Genomic DNA, 21058 nt, shown 5'->3' with positions numbered 1-21058 from the left:
CTGATCAGGAACGACGCGAACTCTGCGGTTTTCCAAGAGGGCATTCCCGCAGGAGACCGAACATGAGAAAGCCGATCCTCGCCCTAACCCTCGCCACCAGCGCAGGCCTCGCCGTCACTTCCTTCTCTGCCCAGGGACAAGGTCAGGTGCCGGGTGCAGTCGATGCCAGCCGCGTCGCTGCCGGCAACTACGCCCTCGATCCCTCGCACACTCTCGTGCAGTGGAGCGTGAGCCACTTTGGCTTCAACGACTATCTCGGACTGTTCGGAGATATCGAGGGCACCATGACCTTCGATCCTGCAGACATCGAAGCTAGCACGTTAGACATCTCGATCCCCATCACCAGCGTCGCCGTACCAAGCGAGGGTTTGCGCGACCATCTGCTGCGCCCGGGCAAGGACGGGGCTGAACCGGACTTCTTCGGCCCCGATCCCGAAGCTGCACGCTTCGTATCGACTTCCGTCCGCCGTGTCGGCGACACATCGGCGGTCGTCACTGGACAGCTCACGATGAACGGCAAGACCGGCCCGGTCACCATGCTCGTGGACTTCACCGGCGCAGGCCAGAATCCCATGAACGAGGCGCGCACGGTCGGTTTCCACGCCCGCGCTACCATCGACCGGACGCAGTGGGGCATCGATTACCTTGCGCCTGTAGTTGGAAGCGAAGTGGACCTAGACATAAGCGCAGCTTTCGAACTGCAGTAAGACCTCTCGACAAGCGCATCGCGAGCCTCCACGACGTTCGCATGCGCTTGTCCGACTGTCACAATATCGATGATTTCCGAAAGCTGGCCAAGGCACGCCTGCCTTGGCCGGTGTTCGATTACATCGACGGTGCGGCCGACGATGAAATTACCAAAGCCCGCAACACGAGCGCCTTCGACAATGTGGATCTCGTGCCCGGCGTCCTTGCCGGGGTGGGCCAAATCGACACAAGCTGCACCATCATGGGCCGGAAAAGCGCGCTCCCCCTGATGCTCAGCCCGACAGCGCTCCAGCGGGCATTCCACCGCGACGGAGAACGCGCCGTCGCCTTGGCTGCGGAAAAATTCGGTCTGTGGTTCGGCATTTCGAGCCTCGCCACACATTCCATCGAGGAAATCGCAAGCCTCACCAAAGGGCCCAAGCTGTTCCAGCTCTACGTCCACAAGGACAAGGGTCTCAATGCGAGCATGATCGAACGCTGCAAGGACAGCGGCTTCGACGCACTGGCCCTGACTGTCGACACGATCGTCTCCGGCAAGAGGGAACGCTGCCTGCGCTCGGGCTTCACCACCCCGCCCCGCTTTTCCGCCTCATCGCTATGGAGCTACGCGACGCGACCTTACTGGACGCTCAATTACATCTTCTCGCCCAAGTTCCGGCTCCCCAACCTCGACGGCCACGTGCAGGAGGGGACCGGCAAGGCCGTGAGCATCCAGGATTATTTCAACACCATGCTCGACACGAACATGGATTGGGATACCGCCGCGCGGATACGGCAGGACTGGGGCGGTGTGTTCTGCCTCAAGGGGATCATGAGCGCTGCCGACGCGAGACGGGCGGTCGACATCGGAGCCGACGCGATCATGATCTCCAATCACGGGGGCAGGCAGCTTGATGGTAGCCGCGCACCTTTCGACCAGCTCGAGGAGATCGTCGATGCCGTCGGAGGTCAGATCGAGATTATATCTGACGGCGGGGTTCGACGCGGGACCCATGCACTAAAGAGCCTCGCCATGGGTGCGACCGCTGCTTCCGGCGGGAGGCTCTACCTCTATGCTCTTGCGGCGGCCGGCCAGGACGGCGTCGAACGCGCCCTGTCTATCCTGCAGGACGAAATAGAGCGGGGAATGCGCCTGATGGGCGTCACCAAGGTGGAAGATTTGACCCGCGATCGCCTTCGTTGGCGATAGAAAAGAAAACTTCACCTTGTCCCCGGCGCAAATATGCGCAATTCATGGCGGCATGAACCGCATCGGACTACTTCTGCGACTTACACGCCCTTGGGCGTGAACTCGGTGTGCCGCCACGGTGCACCGCGCACCCAAGGGCCTCTCCGATAATAGCCGAACCCCGATACGAGTTTTCCCATGTCCATGCTTAGCGATCCAAGCGCCAAATATTCGGCCTTTCCCCAAGTCCCCTTGTCGGACCGTCAATGGCCGTCACGCACGATCACGGCTCCCCCCCGCTGGCTGTCGACAGACCTTCGGGATGGCAATCAGGCGATTGTCGATCCCATGGACGCGCACAAGAAAAACCGCTTCTTCGATCTTCTTGTCGAGATCGGCGTGAAAGAAATCGAAGTCGGCTTTCCAAGCGCAGGCGCGACCGAGTTCGATTTCATCAGCGGTCTCGTGCGGTCGGGCCGCGTACCTGACGATGTCCTGGTGCAGGTCTTGACCCAAAGCAGGGAAGACCTGATCCGCACCAGCTTCGCCAGCCTCAAGGGTGCGAAGCAGGCTATCGTCCACCTCTATAATGCCGTCAGCCCTGCTTGGCGCGAAGTGGTCTTCGGCATGACGCGGGAGCAAGTGCGCGACATCGCCGTGCGCGGCGCGAAGGTCATGCGCGACGAGGCCTCGTTGCAGCCCGACACCGACTGGCATTTCCAGTATTCGCCGGAGACCTTCTCGACCGCAGAGCTCGATTTCAGTCTCGAGGTCTGCGAGGCGGTGATGGAAGTCCTTGCCCCCACTCCCGAACATCCGATCATCCTCAACCTGCCGGCTACGGTCGAGGCAGCCACGCCTAACATCTACGCCGACCAGGTCGAATATTTCATCCGCAACCTGCCCAAACGGGAAAGCGCGGTCATCAGCCTGCATACCCATAACGACCGCGGCACTGGGGTCGCCGCAGCGGAGTTGGCGTTGATGGCCGGTGCCGATCGAGTGGAGGGATGCCTTTTCGGAAACGGCGAGCGGACGGGGAATTGTTGTCTCGTTACGATGGCGCTCAACATGTACACCCAAGGCATCGACCCCCGCCTCGATTTCTCGGACATCGACCGCGTCATCGAAACGGTCGAATATTGCAATGAGTTGCCGGTGCACCAGCGCCATCCCTATGGAGGAGAGTTGGTCTACACGGCCTTTTCCGGCAGCCACCAGGACGCGATCAAGAAAGGCTTTGCGGCACACGAAGTCCAGAACGATACCCATTGGCGCGTGCCATATCTCCCCATCGACCCCGCCGATCTCGGCCGCAGCTACGAAGCGGTCATCCGCGTCAATTCGCAATCCGGCAAAGGCGGTTTTGCGTGGGTGCTCGAGCAGGACCAGGGGCTCAAGCTGCCAAAGAAGATGCAGGCCGACTTCAGTCCGCATGTGCAAAGAATGGCCGACGAACTCGGACGTGAGCTCGGAGCCGCGGACATCTGGGATGCATTTAAGCGCGCCTACCACGTCCAGACAACCGACAAGCGCTTTCAGCTGGTCGATTATGACGAGCGGCGCGCTTTGGACGGCACCAGACTGTTCAGCGGGACCATCGCGGTCGACGGGGTCGAGCAAACCGTGTCCGGCAGGGGCAACGGACTCATCTCATCCGTCCTTTCGACCATCGAAGAGGCATTCGGCCTCCAGCTCGAGATCCTGGATTACAGCGAACACGCGCTGACTACCGGCCGTGATAGCCAGGCAGCGGCCTATCTCGAATGCCGGGATGGCGCCGGCAACACCTTGTGGGGATGCGGCATCGACGAAGACGTTGCGACCGCAAGTGTCCGCTCGGTATTGAGTGCGGCAAATTCTGCGGCTGGTCGCGCCGGCAAAGAATAGGACTGTCCCATCTCGGGATTAGATGCTTGATGTATACAATCAAATGTTAGCGTGTATGGTAGAGGCAGGGTCACTATCGCATTAAAACAGGCTGTTATCGCCGCTGGATGAGACGCGCTCCGTTGGAAGACCCCTTCTACGTCATCAAAGCTGATAACCTTCCGGCGCTCTACTACCTGGAGCGGGCCCATCCCCGTCCGCGTCACATGGAATGGATCAACCGCGGCACTAACTCGGTTCTGCGCCCTTCCACTGTCGATATGCTCCTGCGTACGCTTTTCCGGCATCCACGCTCCCCGAGTGTAAAGAAGCTGCACGACTCCGCAGGTCTGCGCGTCACGTTTGGCGTCGACGCGGAGAGGGATCGGTTCGCAAAGGCTTTCCTCGAAGCGCGTCGTCATATGCGCTCCAACTCCGCGCGGGTTGTAACGGCTGTATTCGAGGGCTCGGAATCTGCAGAGGCCGCAGTCGAAAAGCTGCGCGAAGACGGCATTCCCGATAAAGCGGTATCGATGGTGTGGCGCACGAGCCAGTATCTCGATGCAGATTACAAGCCGTCCGAAGGCCACGGTTATCTCGGAATTGCATCTGCCATGGCAGGCGGCGGACTTGCGGGCGCGATGCTGGGCACGGCCATTCTCTTTATACCGGGTGTCGGCCCCATAGCGGTGGCAGGAGCCCTCACCGCCTCGGCTTTTTCGTCGGTCGCTGCCTTTTCCGGTATTGTCGGCGCGACCGGCAGCGGCATCGCGAAGATGCTGACTGATCATGACGTCGATGGCGTGGCAGCCACCCTCTACGAACAGGAAATCCGAAAAGGACGGGTTTTCGTTTCGGTCGACTGCGTCGATGCGAAATGCGACCCTGCAAAAGTTCACCAAACGCTCGACAATGCGGGCGGAAAGACCGCAGGACTGGATTCGGGCGGTCTATCTTGATTACACACGGGGAGATGAGGGATGATGGAAGAGATACTCGAGCCAGAACTGCCGATCATCGATCCGCATCACCACCTATGGGATCTCAGGCCCCTGGTCCCCTCTTTTCCAGAACCGCGCCACGACTTCATCGAGGCGATTGCCGGAGCTGACTACTACACGTTCGACGAACTGCTAGCCGACACCGCCACAGGCCATAATATCGTCGGCACTGTCTTCATGGAATGCGGCGCATTCTACGATGCCGGCCGCGATGACGCGATGAAGAGCGTAGGCGAGGTCGAGTTCGTCAACGGCGTCGCCGCGCAGGGAGCCAGCGGCCTCTACGGCGAGTTCCGTCCCTGCGCCGGTATCGTCGGCCATGCCGACCTTACCCTTGGCGACAAGGTCAAGCCGGTCGTCGAAGCCCTGGTTGCAGCCGGCAACGGGCGGTTTCGCGGCATCCGTCATGCCAGTGCTTGGGATGCCGATCCCGAGGTCCTTGGCCCGCCTTTCCACGCTCCGGAGGGTCTTTATCTAAGCGATGAATTCCGGGCCGGCTTTGCCGCATATACAGAATATGACCTCACCTTCGACGCATGGCTGCTGGAGCCGCAGCTCGGCGACGTGATCGATCTTGCACGGGCATTTCCCGACCAGCAGATAATCCTCGACCACTGCGGTACGCCGCTGAATATCGCCAGCTATCGCGGGAAACTGCACGAGAACTTCGACCGGTGGCGCCGGTCGATCCATGCGCTTGCCGAATGTCCGAACGTGACCATCAAATTGGGCGGGCTGGCTATGGCCTTCTGCGGGATGCCCGAAGAAGGACCGGCCAAGGATCTTGGCTCGGACCACTTGGCCGCGCTGTGGCGCCCGTACATCGAGACCTGCATCGAAAGCTTCGGCCCAGAGCGCGCCATGTTCGAAAGCAACTACCCTGTCGATCGATGGGGGGCGAGCTATCCGGTGTTGTGGAACGCGTTCAAGCGGCTTGCGCAAGGACACTCGCCGGACGAGAAGCGCGCTCTGTTCGCAGGCACGGCGGCGCGCATCTATGGCATCGAAGCATTGCAGGCAGGACACTGACGTTTACGTAACGTCAGCCTCGACAAGCGGCGAGGCGCGCCATAGGCGTGCACCTTCATAAGAGATGAGGAGCCTTACCGCATGAGCCTGCCCGCCCCTTTCGACAAGCTGCGAATCCCGGTAATCGGGTCTCCGCTCTTCATCGTGTCCGGTCCCGAACTCGTGATCGCACAGTGCAAGGCAGGCATCGTCGGCAGCTTTCCCGCGCTCAATGCTCGCCCGCAAAGCGAATTGGACGAGTGGCTTCATCGCATAACCGAAGAGCTTGCCGCACATAACCGTGAGCACCCCGATCGCCCTGCGGCCCCGTTCGCGGTCAACCAGATCGTTCATCGCTCGAACGACCGTATCGAAGCCGACATGGCGACCTGCGCAAAGTGGCAGGTCCCGCTCGTCATCACTTCGCTCGGAGCACGTGAGGAGATCTTCGATGCCGTGCGCGGCTGGGGCGGGATCACGATGCACGACGTGATCAACAATCGCTTCGCACACAAGGCCATCGAGAAGGGCGCGGACGGCCTGATCCCGGTTGCTGCCGGCGCGGGCGGCCACGCAGGCACGCTCAGCCCCTTCGCGCTCATGCAGGAAATCCGCGAATGGTTCGACGGGCTGGTGGCCTTGTCAGGCTCGATAGCACACGGCCGTTCCATCCTTGCGGCGCAGGCACTCGGAGCTGATTTCGCCTACATCGGCTCGCCCTGGATCGCGACCGAGGAAGCCAACGCTGTCGAAGGCTACAAGGAAGGCATTGTGGAAGGCAGTGCCGACGGCATCGTCTACTCGAACCTCTTTACCGGCGTGCATGGCAACTATCTTCGTTCCAGCATCGAGAACGCCGGTCTCGATCCCGAAAATCTTCCGCAGAGCGATCCGAGCAAGATGAACTTCGGCAGTGGCGGCAATACCAAGGCCAAGGCCTGGAAGGACATCTGGGGTTCGGGCCAGGGGATCGGAACTGTGAAAAGCGTCGCACCTGTCGAAGACATGGTCGCCCGCCTCGAAAGCGAATATATCGCTGCCAAGAAGGCGCTCCTGGAAGCGACGAGTTAGGCTGCAGCCGCCCAAAGGATTTCGGACATCGCGTCGAGATCCGTGAAGTCGACACCCGGCCCGACCGGGTCCTTGCTATTGAGCTGGATCGGGCGGGTTTCGTCCAGGAGCTGCTTGCGCAGCGTGTTTTGCAGCGTGTGTAACTGGTCGATGGCTGCATGCCCGGCGGCTTCGCAGTCTGAGACACGAAGCGCTGCCCACGTCGCTTCGATCTCGCCAACGCGCTCTATAACCATGGAATTGTAGTCTCGATGCGGCCCGCGATGGAGCGGTAGGGCGGTCCGCCGCGCAACACTTTCGCAGGACGGCAAGAGCAATCCGTTGATCCGGAAATCATCGAAGCCGATGCGTTCCCGACCCAAGACGGCGAACATCGATCCGAAGCACGTTCGGTTCAGCAGCTGCCGGGGCAGCAAATGATGGCGTTGCATGGCAGGATCATGCCCTTGCGTGCCGCGGCGGTTGACCGCACGAAAAGGCACGCGAAAGCGCCGGTCCAAGGATGTGGGGCGACCCAAAGCGACTTCCTTACATCGAACTTCTCACGATCAGGTTTCCATCGATCGGCTCGAGCGACAGCTTCGTGCCGTCCTCGGTCGACATTTCGACAAGTGTATCCAGCCGTCCTATCGCCACGATTTCATGGATTACGCGCATGGCTATGCGCGTCGCAGAAGTACGATCTCGCGATAGTTCGGCAGAGAGAACGATCTCCCTCCCCACGAACCATTCCATCCCGTCGGTGTGGAGACGGCCTTGGGGATCGACTTTGAAACCGGTCAGGCAAAGCGCGGGAAACGGCCCGCCTTCGATCCAGGAGGTAATCGCCGAGTTGAAGAATTCAGGAGGCATCGCGGTTCTGGCCGGCCCCCATGAGATAGCTTCGACACTTTCGAGATGGCTCGCCAGCTGCGCCGCTAGGTCTAGCAGTGCCCGAACGACCGGAAGGCTGTTCGCGGCATCGGCCAAATGCGGCCCGGGCGTGATGGCAATTGCCTCGAACGCGCCGAAGTTCTGATCCACCGGGATATTCAATCGGTATTCGATCGCTGGAATAAATACCCCCGGACCTGGCGAAAGACCGAGGCAATCGAACGTCATTCCCCACTGTAACAATTCCAGCCAGGTCCCATCCGGGATCGATCGGACGCTTTCACGCGCATGGCTGTGGGCGGAATCACGCCTGTAAGGATCGTGGCTTATCGTCACTCCCTGAATGGTGGAGACAGATTCGATCAGGGCGGACCTATCCGGCCGACGGGAGCGATCGAAAATCAGGAATACTGCGCCCACACTTTCTGAGCGATCGAAAATACCTTCTGACCCCTCAGTCATTGCGCGTCCAAAATCCCCGTCCCTCTTCCCTGTGCCTTTAGCGAAAAGCTGAATTGCGTCGAGGGGCTTGCGCCGAATAACGTCCAATTCGGATCAATAAACATTCTTCAAAAAATGCCGTGACGTAATCCTTCAGCAAATGCCTCACCCAGTGCTTTAGCCTTTGATAAGTTTCTACTTTCAAGGAGTTTCGGAGCCAGGATGGCTTCCGGCGTCTGCGCATCGGTATTGACTATGACATGATCGGCAACCCGTTTCAGTCGCCAGCCTTTGGCTATGCGATCGATCTGCCGCTGCGCGCCCTCACCGTCGGAACCTGCGGCGATGATTGTCGCGTAGGCCCGGCCTTCGATCCTGCCGAGGACCGGATAATAACACCGGTCGAACATCTCCTTCATACAGCCGCTCATGGTGGCGAGATTTTCCGGACAGATGAACAGGTAGCCGGAAGCCGCGAGTATGTCCTTCGGTTGGACATCCTCCGCGCTCATCAGAATGGCATCCCCGTCCGCCCCCTTGTGCGCAGCTTCCGCCAGCGCCTTGCTGGCGCCGGTTCGACTGTGCCAGATGATGAGTAGTGACCGGGTCTGCATCCTGCGCCAGACCATCACGCGTGACTGTCGATTGTCAATGCCGGACGGCTTGCTGCAAGCCTCCCCGAACGGGTAAGATCGGCGCATGGCTACATCTGCGCTACCTTACGTCTACGGCGTCTCACGCTCGCTCACCGGAAAGGCTTGGCGGTGGCGCGGCGGCAATATGGATCTGGGACAGGGCAATTTCTCGGACGGGCAGGACATCTTGCGCCAGATCCTGCTTGCCCGGGGTGTCGATGCACAGGACATCGAGCGCCACATGACCCCGACGCTGCGCGATTTCCTTCCCGATCCGTCCGAGTTTAACGACATGGACGTGGCAGCCGAGCGGCTTGCGCAGGCCGTCCTCACCGGAGAGAAGATTACCGTCTACGGGGATTACGATGTGGATGGAGCGACCAGCTCTGCGCTGCTGATCAGGTTGCTTCGCGAACTCGGCGTCGACGCGGACTATTATATTCCGGACCGGCTGCTGGAAGGTTACGGGCCATCCGGCGAAGCATTGGTCAAGCTGGGTCAGGCCGGGTCCAGCCTCGTGGTTACTGTCGACTGCGGTGCAATGGCACACGACGCGCTTTCGATGGCAAGCGATGCAGGCATCGACGTGATCGTTGTCGACCACCACAAATGCTCGCCTGAACTGCCGCGCACGGTCGCGCTGGTGAATCCGAACCGGCTCGACGAAAACGACCTTGCCGCGGCCCATGGGCACCTTGCGGCGGTTGGCGTGGCATTCCTGCTCGCCATCGCAGTCGTCCGCACACTGCGCAACAGCGGTTATTTCGAAGACCGCACCGCACCCGACCTGCTGGCCTTACTTGATCTCGTCGCGCTGGGCACAGTCGCCGATGTGGCGGCGTTGCACGGCCTCAACCGCGCGTTCGTTGCGCAAGGGCTCAAGGTAATGGGCAAGCGCGCCAATACGGGAATGGCCGCACTTATCGATGCCAGCCGCCTGAAGCGCAGCCCCGTTTGCTCCGATCTCGGGTTCGCGCTGGGACCGCGCATCAATGCGGGTGGGCGGGTCGGAGAATCCACGCTCGGTGTCAGATTGCTAACCACGCAGGATCCAGAGGAAGCTGCGCAGATTGCCGCTCAGCTTTCCGCACTCAACGAAGAACGGCGCGCCATCGAGGCAGAAGTCCAGCAGGCGGCGGAAGAGCAACTGGCCGCCCAGCACAATCGCGCCGTTCACGTGCTCAACGGCGAAGGCTGGCACCCCGGGGTTATCGGCATCGTGGCAGGACGGATAAAGGAGAAGACCGGGAAACCGTCCCTCGTCATCGCGGTGGACGCGGCATCGGGTGAAGGCAAAGGATCCGGACGCTCGATCCCCGGGGTCGATCTGGGCGCTGCCATTATCCGTGCCTGCGAGGAAGGATTGCTGGTCAAGGGCGGCGGACACGCCATGGCCGCTGGCCTTACCGTCGATGCCGACAAGATCGATGCATTGGCCGAATGGCTGGACAGCCATCTCGAACAAGCCGTCGTCCGGGCATCTGACAATCTCGAGATGTTACTCGATATCGCGGTCGCTCCCGGGGGTCTTACACCCGAGCTGGTCGAATCGCTCGATGCCGGCGGCCCATACGGCGTGGGCTGGCCTGGACCGAGGGTCGCGGTCGGCCCGGTCCGGCTCGTAAAATGCGATATCGTCGGAACGGATCACGTACGCCTGATCGCCAGCGGTGATGACGGAAAAAGCTTCAAGGGGATCGCGTTTCGGGCGGCCGATAGCGAAATGGGCCAGGCCCTGCTCCATGGCTCGCGCGGACGCCGCTTGTGGCTGGCAGGCCGCGCGAAGATCGACGATTGGGGCAGTCGCCCGCAAGCGGAGCTGCACCTCGAAGACGCAGCTTTCGCAGACTGATCCGCAAGTTGCACAATTCGAGGCTTGACGCTTTCGACGCCCCCGCCTAAGTGCCCCGCCACGCCACCGACCCGGCAACGGGTGTGGCCCGTTCGTCTAGCGGTTAGGACGCGGCCCTTTCACGGCTGAAACACGGGTTCGATTCCCGTACGGGTCACCACGGTGGCGTTATTGCATCTGCAATCCGCGCAAAGCGCCACATGTGTGGCCCGTTCGTCTAGCGGTTAGGACGCGGCCCTTTCACGGCTGAAACACGGGTTCGATTCCCGTACGGGTCACCACTTCTCGCAAACTTCGCTCCGATTACGGCTGGCGCAGGCAAACGCGGCAAGCTAAGCGGCTTGGCATGAGCGCGCGCTCCTTTCCCTGGTCCGCCTTTGCCCTGGCGATTGCGACGGCCATCGGTCTTCTCGTGCTCGAGATCCCTTTTTTCGTCGTCGCGGTGATCCTGCTGGTCTGGGCCGGGTCGCTGTGGCTCGTTGGCTCGACACCACCGCCGCCTGTAGAGAAGAACAGCGAGGGATCGATCTCGCGCGATTCAATGGGCGATCTGTTCGAGCACTCCGAAACGCCCGTCCTGCTTACCGAGCGTGGACGCGTCATCATCGCGAACATTGCCGCGCGCAGGCTGCTGGGCGCACACATTCTCGGACAGGATGTGAAGATGGCTTTGCGCCAGCCGGAAGCGGTGCGCCTGCTGGAAAAGCCGGAAGACGGTGCCGCCGTTGTGAGGGGCCTCGCTCGGAGGAAGGATATCTGGCGTATCAATCGCAAGAAATTGGACAAGAACCTTTCGGTCATCGAACTCGTCAACAAGACGGCAGAGGCAGATATCAGCCGCGCGCATACCGATTTCGTTGCCAATGCCAGCCACGAATTGCGCACTCCGCTTGCGGCAATCCTGGGATATGTCGAGACGCTCCGCGAAGACGGCGCGGAAATCGATCCCAAGATGGCGGACAAGTTCCTTGGCACCATCCACCGCGAAGCAAAGCGCCTGCAGGATCTCGTAAGTGATCTGATGTCGCTGTCGCGCATCGAAGCCGAAAAACACGACCTGCCTGCAAAAACCGTTGCGCTGGGTGAGTTGGCCAAACGCGCCGCGCACGATGGCGCCGGTGCCGAGCGGATGGATCGCCTCGACTTCGAAGCGCATGGAGAATTTCTGGTCCGTGGTGACGAGCAACAGCTCGAACAGCTGGTGCGAAACCTAGTCGACAATGCGATGAAGTACGGTGCACCGGATACGCCCGTCACGGTAAGGCTTGTACCGCAAGGCGATGCCCGGGTCCTAATGACCGTGACCGATCGCGGCGAAGGCATCGCTCCGGAACATATCCCGCACCTGACGCGACGGTTTTACCGGACAGATCCGGGTCGCAGCCGCGCATCCGGCGGAACCGGGCTCGGCCTCGCCATCGTGAAGCACATCGTCGAACGACATCGCGGCAAGCTGGTTATCGAGAGCAAGCAGGGCGAAGGAACGCGGGTAAAGATCACCCTCCCCCTCGCCGACTAAGCGCCCGCAGCGCCCGTTTTCCGAGATTTCCCACCGCTATGCACACGTAATCCACAGGCTTCGAGCGCCTTGTGAACCTGTGTCACAAACTCGTAATTATCGGGTCATAAAGGCGTCTCCGGATCGTAACCTTGTAAGGGATTCGTCACATGAATTCGCCATTCCGGCTCTCTGTTATCGCGGCCGCGTTGAGCTGCACCATCGCAACTCCCGTTTCTGCGCAGGCCGAAGCTGCCCCTACGGCGCCGCAGGAACTCGCAGAAATGCGGGCTCAACTCGCAGCTCTCGTGACCCGCATCGACCAGCTCGAAGGTGAGCTCGCAGAGGAAAAGGCCGCAAATGCCGCGCAGGATGCGACAATCGCCGCCACTGCCCAAGCGGCTGCCGCCCCTGCCCCTGCAGCGGAGCCGCAGGTTGCTACCCTTAAAAAGAAGGATGGCTGGAGCTTCAAGCCGCGCGGTCGCCTGATGTACGACGCCGGCTTCACGAGCGTTCCTGACTCGACCGGACGCGACGATGGCTTCGCAAATGAAGTGCGCCGCGCACGTCTTGGCGCATCCGGCGGGCTTGGCGGAGGTTTCGGGTACAAATTCGAACTCGACTTCGCCGGCAACGAGGTCGAAGCGGCCGATGCGATCCTGACCTACGAAGACGGCGGTCTGGAAGTGGCGATCGGCCACCACAACAATTTCCAGTCGCTCGAAGAACTGACCAGCAGCCTGCACACGACCTTCATCGAGCGCGCTGCTTTCACCGATGCATTCGGTTTCGAACGCCGGATCGGTGCCTCGGTCAGCTACAGCAGCGGCATCGTCTTGGCGCAGGCAGGCGTCTTCACCGATAATTTCGATGACACTGGCACCGACAATCGCGGTTTCGACGGACGCCTGGTGGTGATGCCGAAGAGCGGGAACACGCAATTCCATCTCGGCGGCTCGCTGCACTACAACGATCTGGGCCAGGAAGACGCCAGTGTCCGCTATCGCCAGCGCCCGCTCGTGCACTTCACCTCGGAGCGGTTCGTGAGCACCGGCAACATCGATGCGGAAAGCGAGTTCGGATTTGGCATCGAAGGCGCGATGGTTTCTGGCCCCTTCCACGCTGCGGCTGAAGGTTTCTGGCAGAATGTCGACATGCCCGCGATGACCGACAACCCGACCTTCTTCGGCGGTTATGCCGAGGTCGGCTATTTCCTGACCAAGGGTGACAGTCGTGGCTACAAGGGCGGGAAATTCGACCGCACGAAGCCCGAAAGCCCGGTCGGCGAAGGCGGCATGGGCTCGGTACAGCTGAACCTTCGCTACGATTTCCTTGACCTCAACGATGCAGGAATCGTCGGCGGCATCCAGAACGGCTACCTCGCGTCGCTGATCTGGAAACCGACGGATTATACGCTCTTCAGCCTGAACTACGGCAAGATGGACTACACCGATGCAGTCCATGCCAAGGCGGATGGCGACACCGATTACACCGTCGATGCTTTCGGAATTCGCGCTCAGGTCGATTTCTGATCCATATCCCGCTAGGGGCATCGACAACGATTCGGTGCCCTGGAGCGGAAGTCACACTTTTGTCGTCACCTTGTAACAATCCCGCGCTTTTGCGCGGCTAGTTGGACAACATAGGGGTTCTACCATGACCAAGACTTTCAAGATTGCTCTCGCCGCCGCTTCGGCTCTCGCGCTCACCGCTTGTGGTGACAATTCCGCCGGTGGCGGTTCGCGCGAACAGATCAAGGCCGTCGGCTCCTCGACCGTCTTCCCGTTCTCGAAGGCGGTTTCGGAAGCCTTCGCCCGCGACACCCAGTTCGCATCGCCGATCATCGAATCGACCGGTACGGGCGGCGGCATGAAGCTGTTCTGCTCCGGCGTCGGCGCTCAAACGCCCGATATCGCCAATGCATCGCGCCGCATGAAGGCCAGCGAGTTCGCTGGCTGCCAGAGCAATGGCGTGACCGACATCATCGAAGTACAGGTCGGCCTCGACGGCATCGCCCTCGCCTCTTCGAAGGGCGGCATCATGATGAACCTCACCCCGAAGATGGTATACGAAGCGCTGGCCGCTTCGCCCTATGGCGGTGAGCAGACCACCAAGACCTGGGCAGATGTAGATCCCTCGCTCCCGGCGCAGCCGATCCTCGTCTACGGCCCGCCGAGCACGTCGGGCACGCGCGACGCGCTCAAGGAACTGATCCTCGAAGCCGGCTGCAAGACCGACGAAGCCACCAAGGCGCTCAAGGAAACCGACGAAGACCGCTACGACCAGGTTTGCACGGAAGTCCGCAGCGACGGCGCTTATGTCGACCAGGGCGAGCAAGACAACCTGATCGTCCAGAAAATCGAAGGCAATCCGAACGCGGTGGGGATTTTCGGCTATTCGTACCTTGAGGAGAATCTCGACAAGGTGCAGGGCCTGCCGATGAATGGCGTCGACCCGACCTACGAGAACATCGCCAGCTTCGAATACCCGGGCGCACGTCCGCTCTACATGTACGTCAAGAAGGCACACCTCGACGCCATCCCCGGCCTGAAGGAGTTCCTCGGCCAGTGGGCGACCATGTGGGACAAGGACGGGCCGCTCGCCAAGATCGGCCTCGTCGCCAATCCCGATGATGTAGCAGCCGCAGCCAAGGCTGCTGTCACCGAGTACACCACGCTCGACGGTTCCGAGCTGAAGTAAGGGTAACCACGCACGCTATGTCGCTAACCATTCTGCTCCTCCTGGCCCTCGGGCTCGGGCTCGCCGGATGGTTGGCGGCTCGTGCGCGTGCGTGGACCTTCCGCAAGGCGAGCCCCACCGGGCGGCTCGCCAGCTTGCCGAGCTACCACGCGTGGTATGTCGCGCTGTGGATAGTGCTGCCCGTTCTTGTCTTCATCGCTATTTGGAGTGCGGTCGCGCCGGGTCTCGTGACCCAGTCGGTCCTTGCCGCCCCTGCCGCAGACCAGCTGCCTGCTTTCGGTTTCCAGCGCCAGACGATCCTCAACGAAGCACGCGCTGTCGCCACTGGCGCAGCGCAAGGCGTCTTCAATCCGCTCGCCCGCGAATTCGTCGAACCTTATCGCGACGCGCTGTCCTTCTACAATTGGATCGGCATCGCCGCGACCCTGGTAATCGCCTTCCTCGGAGGAGCCTTCGCGTTCCTGCGTCTGAAACCCGATTTCACCGCGCGCACTCGGGTGGAACGCATCGTAATGGCGATCCTGTTTGGCGCATCGCTGGTTGCCATCCTGACGACCATCGGAATCTTCGTCAGCCTCGTCTTCGAGACGCTGCGCTTCTTCGGGATGGTCAATCCGATCGACTTCCTCTTCGGGACCCACTGGGCACCCGATCCGATGAGCAATCCTGAAAATCCGGACCCGACACGCTACGGCGCCATTCCGCTGTTCTGGGGCACGCTGTTCATCGGCGCGATCATTGCGATGATCGTGGCCATCCCGCTCGGACTGATGAGCGCAGTCTATCTTACGCAGTATGCCGACCCTCGCCTGCGTGCATGGGTGAAACCGACGCTGGAAATTCTCGCTGGCGTGCCGACCGTGGTCTACGGCTATTTCGCTGCGCTCACCATCGCCCCTGCGATCCGTGACCTTGCGGTCGATCTTGGTGCATCCAACCCGTCCTCCGAAAGCGCCCTCGCGGCAGGCCTGGTGATGGGTGTGATGATCATTCCTTTCGTGTCGTCGATGGCCGACGATTCCATTGCTGCCGTGCCGCAATCCATGCGCGACGGCAGCCTTGCGATGGGCGCCACGACGAACGAGACTATCCGCCGCGTTCTCGTACCGGCTGCCCTTCCAGGCATCGTCGCGGGTGTGATGCTCGCGATCAGCCGCGCAATCGGTGAGACCATGATCGTGGTGATGGCCGCTTCGACTGCAGCAAACCTGAGCGCCAATCCGCTCGATTCCATGACCACGGTGACGGTGCAGATCGTAGCCATGTTGACCGGCGAAGGCAGTTTCGACCATCCGGCAACCCTCAGCGCATTTGCGCTCGGCTTCGTGCTGTTCATGGTCACGCTCGGTCTCAACTTCATCGCCCTGCGCGTCGTAAAGAGGTTCCGCGAAGCTTATGAGTGAGCATATCGCCCCCACGCGCACGCCCGCTTTCGAAGCGCGCTTGAAGAAACGCTATGCTGCGGAGAAACGCTTCCGGTCGCTCGGTCTGGCAGCGATCGTGTTTTCGGTCGCGGTGCTGATCTATCTGCTCGGCACCATGACGTTCAACGGCATCGGCGGCTTCCAGCGCGCTGAAGTCGAAGTGCCTATCGATTTCACCCAGGCGGGTCTTTCTGCCGACCCCGCAACGATGAAAACGCCCCAGGCGCTGCAATCGCTCCAGGGCCAGGGCCTGCCGGAAGTCGTCCAGTATTTCGCTCAGGAATCGCTTGGCGAAGCGGGCGCCGCAGAGCTGGGCGCGCAGGCGTGGCGTGACGTCGCGCAGGCGATCATAGACGATCCGTCTATCGTGCGCGGCGAGCAAACCTTCTGGCTCCCCGCCAGCGCGGACCTCGCCAGCGGCTATGCGGGTGAAGGGTCGCGAGAGCTCCAGGCACTGGCCGCCGAACTCGATAGTGCAGGCAAGATCGACAAGAATTTCGATGTCGGGTTCTTCTCCCGCGCCGACGCCACCAACCCCCAGCAAGTCGGGATCTGGGGCGCTCTCAAGGGTTCGATGCTGACGATGGTCGTCACGCTCCTGCTCGCCTTCCCCATCGGCGTTTTGGCTGCACTTTATCTCGAAGAATATGCACCGAAAAACCGCTGGACTGACCTGATCGAGCTTTCGATCAACAACCTTGCGGCTGTTCCTTCGATCATCTTCGGCTTGCTCGGCCTGGCAGTCTTCCTGACCCTGTTCCCCAACTTGCGCTCTGCCCCCGTGATCGGCGGTATGACGCTCGCGCTCATGACGATGCCCGTGATCGTCATCGCGGGCCGCAACGCGATCAAGGCGGTTCCGCCGAGTATTCGCGATGGCGCGCTGGCCGTCGGTGCATCTCCGGTGCAGGTGGTATTCCACCACGTATTGCCGCTCGCCTTACCCGGCATCCTGACTGGCACGATCATCGGCATGGCGCGTGCGCTCGGCGAAACCGCTCCGCTGCTCATGATTGGGATGCGCGCTTTCGTCGCCACCCCACCCGACGGTTTCACTTCGCCGGCCACTGTCCTGCCCATGCAGATCTTCCTCTGGTCGGATGAAATCGACCGCGGTTTCGTGGAACGAACAAGTGCGGCTATCATCGTCCTATTGCTGTTCCTCCTGCTGATGAACGGCCTCGCCATCTACCTGCGCAACAAGTTCGAGAAAAAGTGGTGACCGTAGTTCACGAAAACCTGGAAGATACCGACGCCAAGATGAGTGCGCGTGACGTCTCCGTTTACTACGGCGACAAGAAGGCTATCGACGAGGTGTCGATCGACATCCCGACGAAGTACGTCACTGCTTTCATCGGACCATCCGGTTGCGGCAAGTCGACCTTCCTTCGCACCCTCAATCGCATGAACGACACGATCCCTTCGGCCCGTGTCGAGGGCGAGATCAATCTCGATGGTGAAGACATCTACAAGTCCGGCATGGACGTCGTGCAATTGCGCGCCCGTGTCGGGATGGTGTTTCAGAAGCCCAATCCCTTTCCGAAATCGATTTATGACAACATCGCCTACGGCCCCAGGATTCACGGGATTGCCGAAGGCAAGGACGAGCTCGACGCCGTCGTCGAGAAGTCGCTTCGGCGCGCCGGCCTGTGGGAAGAAGTGAAGGATCGCCTGCAGGACAGCGGTACGGCCCTTTCGGGCGGCCAGCAGCAGCGCCTGTGTATTGCCCGCGCGATTGCGGTCGATCCCGAAGTCATCCTGATGGACGAACCCTGTTCTGCGCTGGACCCGATTGCCACGGCAAAGATCGAGGAACTGATCGACGAACTCAACGGGCGCTACGCCATAGTCATCGTCACGCACTCGATGCAGCAGGCGGCCCGCGTCAGCCAGCGCACGGCCTTCTTCCACCTCGGAAAGATGGTGGAATATGGTCGTACATCTGACATATTCACCAACCCGCTCGAACAGCGGACCCAGGATTACATCACCGGCCGGTACGGATAAGGCTTTGGAAAAGATGCAAGAACATACCGTTAAAGCCTTCGACGAAGACATTACGCGCCTGCGCGGCCTGATCGCCGAGATGGGCGGATTGGCCGAAGTTGCGATCCAGCAGTCGCTCGACGCGCTTGTCCGCGGCGACGACGATCTGGCGAAGAAGGTCGTCAAAGGCGACAAGAAGATCGACGCGCTGGAAAGCGAAATCGATAAACTTGCCGTGCGCATCATTGCCCTGCGCGCGCCCATGGCGGACGACCTTCGCGAAGTCATTGCTGCGCTGAAAATCGCCGGCGTGGTGGAGCGGATCGGCGATTATTCCAAGAATATTGCCAAGGCGAGCCGCGAGATCGGCGACAATCGCAAAAAGTTCGAACCGCTCACCCTGCTGCCCGCCATGGCGGAAGTGGCGAGCGAAATGGTCCACGATGTGCTGACGGCCTATGCAGCACGAGATCCCGAACTCGCCAAGGAAGTCATCCTGGCGGACGAAAAGGTCGATGCCTTCTACAATTCGATCTTCCGCAATCTCGTCAGCCACATGGTCGAAAACCCCTCGATGATCTCGAGCGCGGCGCAGCTACTTTTTGTAGCCCGCAATCTCGAACGTATAGGGGATCACGCCACTAACGTAGCCGAAATGGTGCACTTTGCAGCTACCGGACAATATCCGGTAGACGAGGACGGCTGACACATTCCTGTAGCCTGGGGGTCATAAAGACGTGTCCAACGAGAAACCACGCTCGCATGGAGACGCGAAAGTGCAGGCTGCCAAACTTCTTCTGGTTGAGGACGATCCCGCCCTCTCCGAGCTTCTGGAATACCGCTTTTCGAATGAAGGCTATAACGTCCGGACCACTCCGGACGGCGACGAGGCGATCCTGCTTGCGAGCGAGGAAACGCCGGACCTCGTTATCCTCGACTGGATGATTGAGGGCACCAGCGGGATCGAGGTCTGCCGCAGGCTGCGGCGCGACAAATCGACGGCACATGTCCCGATCATCATGCTCACCGCCCGCGAGACAGAAGACGACCGCGTACGCGGCCTTGAGACCGGCGCCGACGACTATCTGACCAAACCGTTCTCGCCGCGCGAACTGCTCGCCCGCGTCGCCGCGGTCATGCGACGCATCAGGCCGGTCCTCGCTGGCGAGACCATCGAGGCGGGCGACCTGTCGCTCGACCCGGTCGCGCACAAAGTTATGCGCCGCGGAAAGGTGCTCAAAGTCGGACCGACGGAATACCGCCTGCTGAAGTTCTTCATGGAGAGCCCGGGCCGCGTGTTCAGCCGCAACCAATTGCTCGACGCGGTTTGGGGCACTGAAAGCGACATCGAGCTGCGCACCGTCGACGTGCATATCCGGCGCCTTCGCAAGGCATTGGAAGTCGAGGGCATGAAAGACCCGATCCGCACCGTCCGCAGCGCCGGATACTCGCTCGAAGCGGTCTAGCGGCACAGCCCCCCGCGCCGAGCGCCCATGTCGAAGTGGAAGTGGTCGGCGTGGGCTGCGTTGTAATCTGGCGAAAGCACGATGCCGAAGCTGTCGCAGGCGCGGTCGCGGACTTCGCGCAGGAAGCGGGCCTTGTCCCCCTCCCCGTCCCAGTCGCCGAGGACACTGATGCGCGTACCGTCGGCGAGGACGAAGCCGGCAATATCCAGCGCATTGCCCGTGGCGTGCTGGCTCCAAGGCCCCTCACCGCGACCATAAAGACGGCGGCAGGAATACGCGCCCAAATGCTCGATCTGCGCGACTTCGCTGCCGAAAATCTCTTGCGCCGCCGGATCGATGCCGTCGCGCTTCCACAGTTGCAATCCGATTGCCACCGGACATGTCGTAGGCGGAGTATCCGGGCTAAGGGGGAAATCGGAAAGTTGCGTGCGGTCTTCGCGCCGGCACGGCCCCTCGCCCACAGGTTCGAGCGCGTTGAATGCCACCTCACTCCGCTCCAGCACGGCGCGGCATTGCGGCACATCGCCGCGCAGGGCCTGTAGCTTCGCTTCGGTAGCCCAGCCGACCGGGTCGTTCAGGTCGAGCGGCGCCCAGGGATCGTGCTGGGGGTGTGCAGCCAGCCAGGCGCGGCCAGCTACGGCCAGCGCGATCAGGATCAGAACGGCGATTACCCGACGATCCCCGACGAACTTCCCGATGTGGCGCGAAAGCGTAAAATTCAAATCTGCGTACCCATGAGATCGACCAGGATGGCGATCGCTATCAGGATGAATACGATTCCGATGCCCCGATCGATCCAGACGCGTGTTGCCGCGCGCTCCATCAACCGGGCGAGCCGTTTTCCGGCTGCAATATACAGCCACCCGATGACAAGGTCGGCCACTAGGGCGACCAGGGCCAACACGACGATTTGCATCGGCACGCTCCGCTCCGGATCTACGAAAGGCGGGATGATCGCAAGCATGTAGACAAGGGACTTTGGATTGCCGATCGCGACCGCGATACCGTCACGGAAAGCATGGTTGGATACCTTGCGCGACGGCGCTTCACCCTCGCCTTCGTCCGCGTGGAAAGAATGACGGATTGCCTTCAAACCGAGCCACCCGAGGTAGGCTACACCGGCAATTGCGAGGAGGCGGAAAGCCAACGGATAGGCGCTCGCCAAGGCACCAAGCCCGAGCGCCGCGAAAGCCCACCAGACGAAATAGCCGACCTGCATGCCCATCAGTGCCGCCCAGCCCGAGCGCGGCCCGCGCCAGATGGCCTGCCCCATGACGAACATCATCGACGGGCCTGGCACGATGCTGGTCGTGGCCGTGACGATCAGGAATGCGAGGAGGGTTTCGGCGGGGATCACG

20 protein-coding genes and 2 tRNA genes are annotated in these 21058 nt (G+C 61.1%); 17 read left to right on the top strand and 5 right to left on the bottom strand.

The features are described from left to right. Positions 1 to 62 precede the first annotated feature (62 nt). The 6 genes from CVE41_RS13050 to CVE41_RS13025 all read left to right on the top strand — a co-directional run bounded on the left by CVE41_RS13050 (position 63) and on the right by CVE41_RS13025 (position 6825). Positions 63 to 707, top strand: coding sequence for a YceI family protein (locus tag CVE41_RS13050; RefSeq protein WP_100261040.1), 645 nt, complete (start codon positions 63 to 65; stop codon positions 705 to 707). Between the two features lie 41 nt (positions 708 to 748). Further along, entirely contained in the window at positions 749 to 1897 is a 1149-nt protein-coding gene (locus CVE41_RS13045) for an alpha-hydroxy acid oxidase (RefSeq protein ID WP_100261039.1), read from the top strand. A gap of 177 nt (positions 1898 to 2074) precedes the next feature. After that, positions 2075 to 3766, top strand: a complete 1692-nt coding sequence (gene leuA, locus CVE41_RS13040) for a 2-isopropylmalate synthase (RefSeq protein WP_100261038.1) — start codon at positions 2075 to 2077, stop codon at positions 3764 to 3766. A gap of 107 nt (positions 3767 to 3873) precedes the next feature. Continuing rightward, the gene (locus CVE41_RS13035) at positions 3874 to 4704 is read left to right on the top strand and encodes a hypothetical protein (RefSeq protein ID WP_100261037.1); all 831 of its coding nucleotides are present in this window, start codon (positions 3874 to 3876) and stop codon (positions 4702 to 4704) included. Positions 4705 to 4725: 21 nt separating this feature from the next. Beyond that, on the top strand, positions 4726 to 5775 hold the full coding sequence (locus tag CVE41_RS13030; protein WP_100261036.1) for an amidohydrolase family protein: 1050 nt from the start codon (positions 4726 to 4728) through the stop codon (positions 5773 to 5775). Positions 5776 to 5856: 81 nt separating this feature from the next. Continuing rightward, complete coding sequence (locus tag CVE41_RS13025) at positions 5857 to 6825, top strand: NAD(P)H-dependent flavin oxidoreductase (protein ID WP_100261035.1); 969 nt, start codon at positions 5857 to 5859, stop codon at positions 6823 to 6825. Here CVE41_RS13025 and CVE41_RS13020 read toward each other — a convergent pair. From CVE41_RS13020 to CVE41_RS13010, 3 genes are all read right to left on the bottom strand, one after another. Next, positions 6822 to 7307 carry an AHH domain-containing protein gene (locus CVE41_RS13020; RefSeq protein ID WP_269800155.1) on the bottom strand — a complete coding sequence of 162 codons (486 nt, stop codon included), beginning with the start codon at positions 7305 to 7307 and terminating at the stop codon, positions 6822 to 6824. The two genes, CVE41_RS13025 and CVE41_RS13020, sit on opposite strands and share 4 nt — an antisense overlap. A 46-nt stretch (positions 7308 to 7353) precedes the next feature. Then, the gene (locus CVE41_RS14665) at positions 7354 to 7848 is read right to left on the bottom strand and encodes a hypothetical protein (protein ID WP_157799512.1); all 495 of its coding nucleotides are present in this window, start codon (positions 7846 to 7848) and stop codon (positions 7354 to 7356) included. A 419-nt stretch (positions 7849 to 8267) separates the two neighbouring features. Beyond that, entirely contained in the window at positions 8268 to 8753 is a 486-nt protein-coding gene (locus CVE41_RS13010) for a flavodoxin family protein (RefSeq protein ID WP_100261532.1), read from the bottom strand. Positions 8754 to 8838: 85 nt separating this feature from the next. Here CVE41_RS13010 and recJ point away from each other — a divergent pair, with 85 nt between their 5' ends. The 11 genes from recJ (at position 8839) to phoB (ending at position 19700) form a co-directional block, all read left to right on the top strand. After that, positions 8839 to 10626 (top strand): single-stranded-DNA-specific exonuclease RecJ, encoded by a 1788-nt coding sequence (gene recJ / locus CVE41_RS13005; protein ID WP_100261033.1) that lies wholly within the window; start codon positions 8839 to 8841, stop codon positions 10624 to 10626. 85 nt (positions 10627 to 10711) lie between these two features. Continuing rightward, positions 10712 to 10786: transfer RNA gene (locus tag CVE41_RS13000), tRNA-Glu, on the top strand. Between the two features lie 46 nt (positions 10787 to 10832). Then, positions 10833 to 10907: transfer RNA gene (locus CVE41_RS12995), tRNA-Glu, on the top strand. 65 nt (positions 10908 to 10972) lie between these two features. Next, positions 10973 to 12145: a sensor histidine kinase gene (locus CVE41_RS12990; protein WP_100261032.1), complete on the top strand. Its 1173-nt coding sequence runs from the start codon at positions 10973 to 10975 to the stop codon at positions 12143 to 12145. A 149-nt stretch (positions 12146 to 12294) separates the two neighbouring features. Beyond that, entirely contained in the window at positions 12295 to 13656 is a 1362-nt protein-coding gene (locus CVE41_RS12985; RefSeq protein ID WP_100261031.1) for an OprO/OprP family phosphate-selective porin, read from the top strand. A gap of 124 nt (positions 13657 to 13780) precedes the next feature. Then, positions 13781 to 14824 carry a substrate-binding domain-containing protein gene (locus CVE41_RS12980; protein WP_100261030.1) on the top strand — a complete coding sequence of 348 codons (1044 nt, stop codon included), beginning with the start codon at positions 13781 to 13783 and terminating at the stop codon, positions 14822 to 14824. Positions 14825 to 14841: 17 nt separating this feature from the next. Beyond that, positions 14842 to 16227, top strand: coding sequence for a phosphate ABC transporter permease subunit PstC (gene pstC / locus CVE41_RS12975; RefSeq protein ID WP_100261029.1), 1386 nt, complete (start codon positions 14842 to 14844; stop codon positions 16225 to 16227). After that, positions 16220 to 17470, top strand: coding sequence for a phosphate ABC transporter permease PstA (pstA, locus tag CVE41_RS12970; RefSeq protein ID WP_100261028.1), 1251 nt, complete (start codon positions 16220 to 16222; stop codon positions 17468 to 17470). The genes pstC and pstA overlap by 8 nt, the downstream gene beginning before the upstream one ends. Positions 17471 to 17508: 38 nt before the next feature. Further along, a complete protein-coding gene (gene pstB, locus CVE41_RS12965) occupies positions 17509 to 18255 on the top strand; it encodes a phosphate ABC transporter ATP-binding protein PstB (protein ID WP_232725863.1) in 747 nt (248 codons plus the stop codon). 13 nt (positions 18256 to 18268) lie between these two features. Further along, positions 18269 to 18940, top strand: coding sequence for a phosphate signaling complex protein PhoU (gene phoU, locus CVE41_RS12960; protein ID WP_090479900.1), 672 nt, complete (start codon positions 18269 to 18271; stop codon positions 18938 to 18940). Positions 18941 to 19010: 70 nt separating this feature from the next. After that, positions 19011 to 19700 carry a phosphate regulon transcriptional regulator PhoB gene (gene phoB / locus CVE41_RS12955; protein WP_100261027.1) on the top strand — a complete coding sequence of 230 codons (690 nt, stop codon included), beginning with the start codon at positions 19011 to 19013 and terminating at the stop codon, positions 19698 to 19700. On the opposite strand, the gene CVE41_RS12950 is transcribed toward phoB, so the two are convergent. Further along, a complete protein-coding gene (locus CVE41_RS12950; RefSeq protein WP_100261026.1) occupies positions 19697 to 20422 on the bottom strand; it encodes an extensin-like domain-containing protein in 726 nt (241 codons plus the stop codon). The two genes, phoB and CVE41_RS12950, sit on opposite strands and share 4 nt — an antisense overlap. Next, the gene (locus tag CVE41_RS12945) at positions 20419 to 21057 is read right to left on the bottom strand and encodes a LysE family translocator (protein WP_157799511.1); all 639 of its coding nucleotides are present in this window, start codon (positions 21055 to 21057) and stop codon (positions 20419 to 20421) included. The genes CVE41_RS12950 and CVE41_RS12945 overlap by 4 nt, the downstream gene beginning before the upstream one ends. Between the last annotated feature and the right edge of the window lies 1 nt (position 21058).

This window comes from Qipengyuania seohaensis, from assembly GCF_002795865.1.
GTDB classification, from domain to species: domain Bacteria; phylum Pseudomonadota; class Alphaproteobacteria; order Sphingomonadales; family Sphingomonadaceae; genus Qipengyuania; species Qipengyuania seohaensis.
The sequence above is the reverse complement of the archived record's forward strand: the minus strand, read 5'-3'. Positions and strand labels throughout refer to the sequence as shown.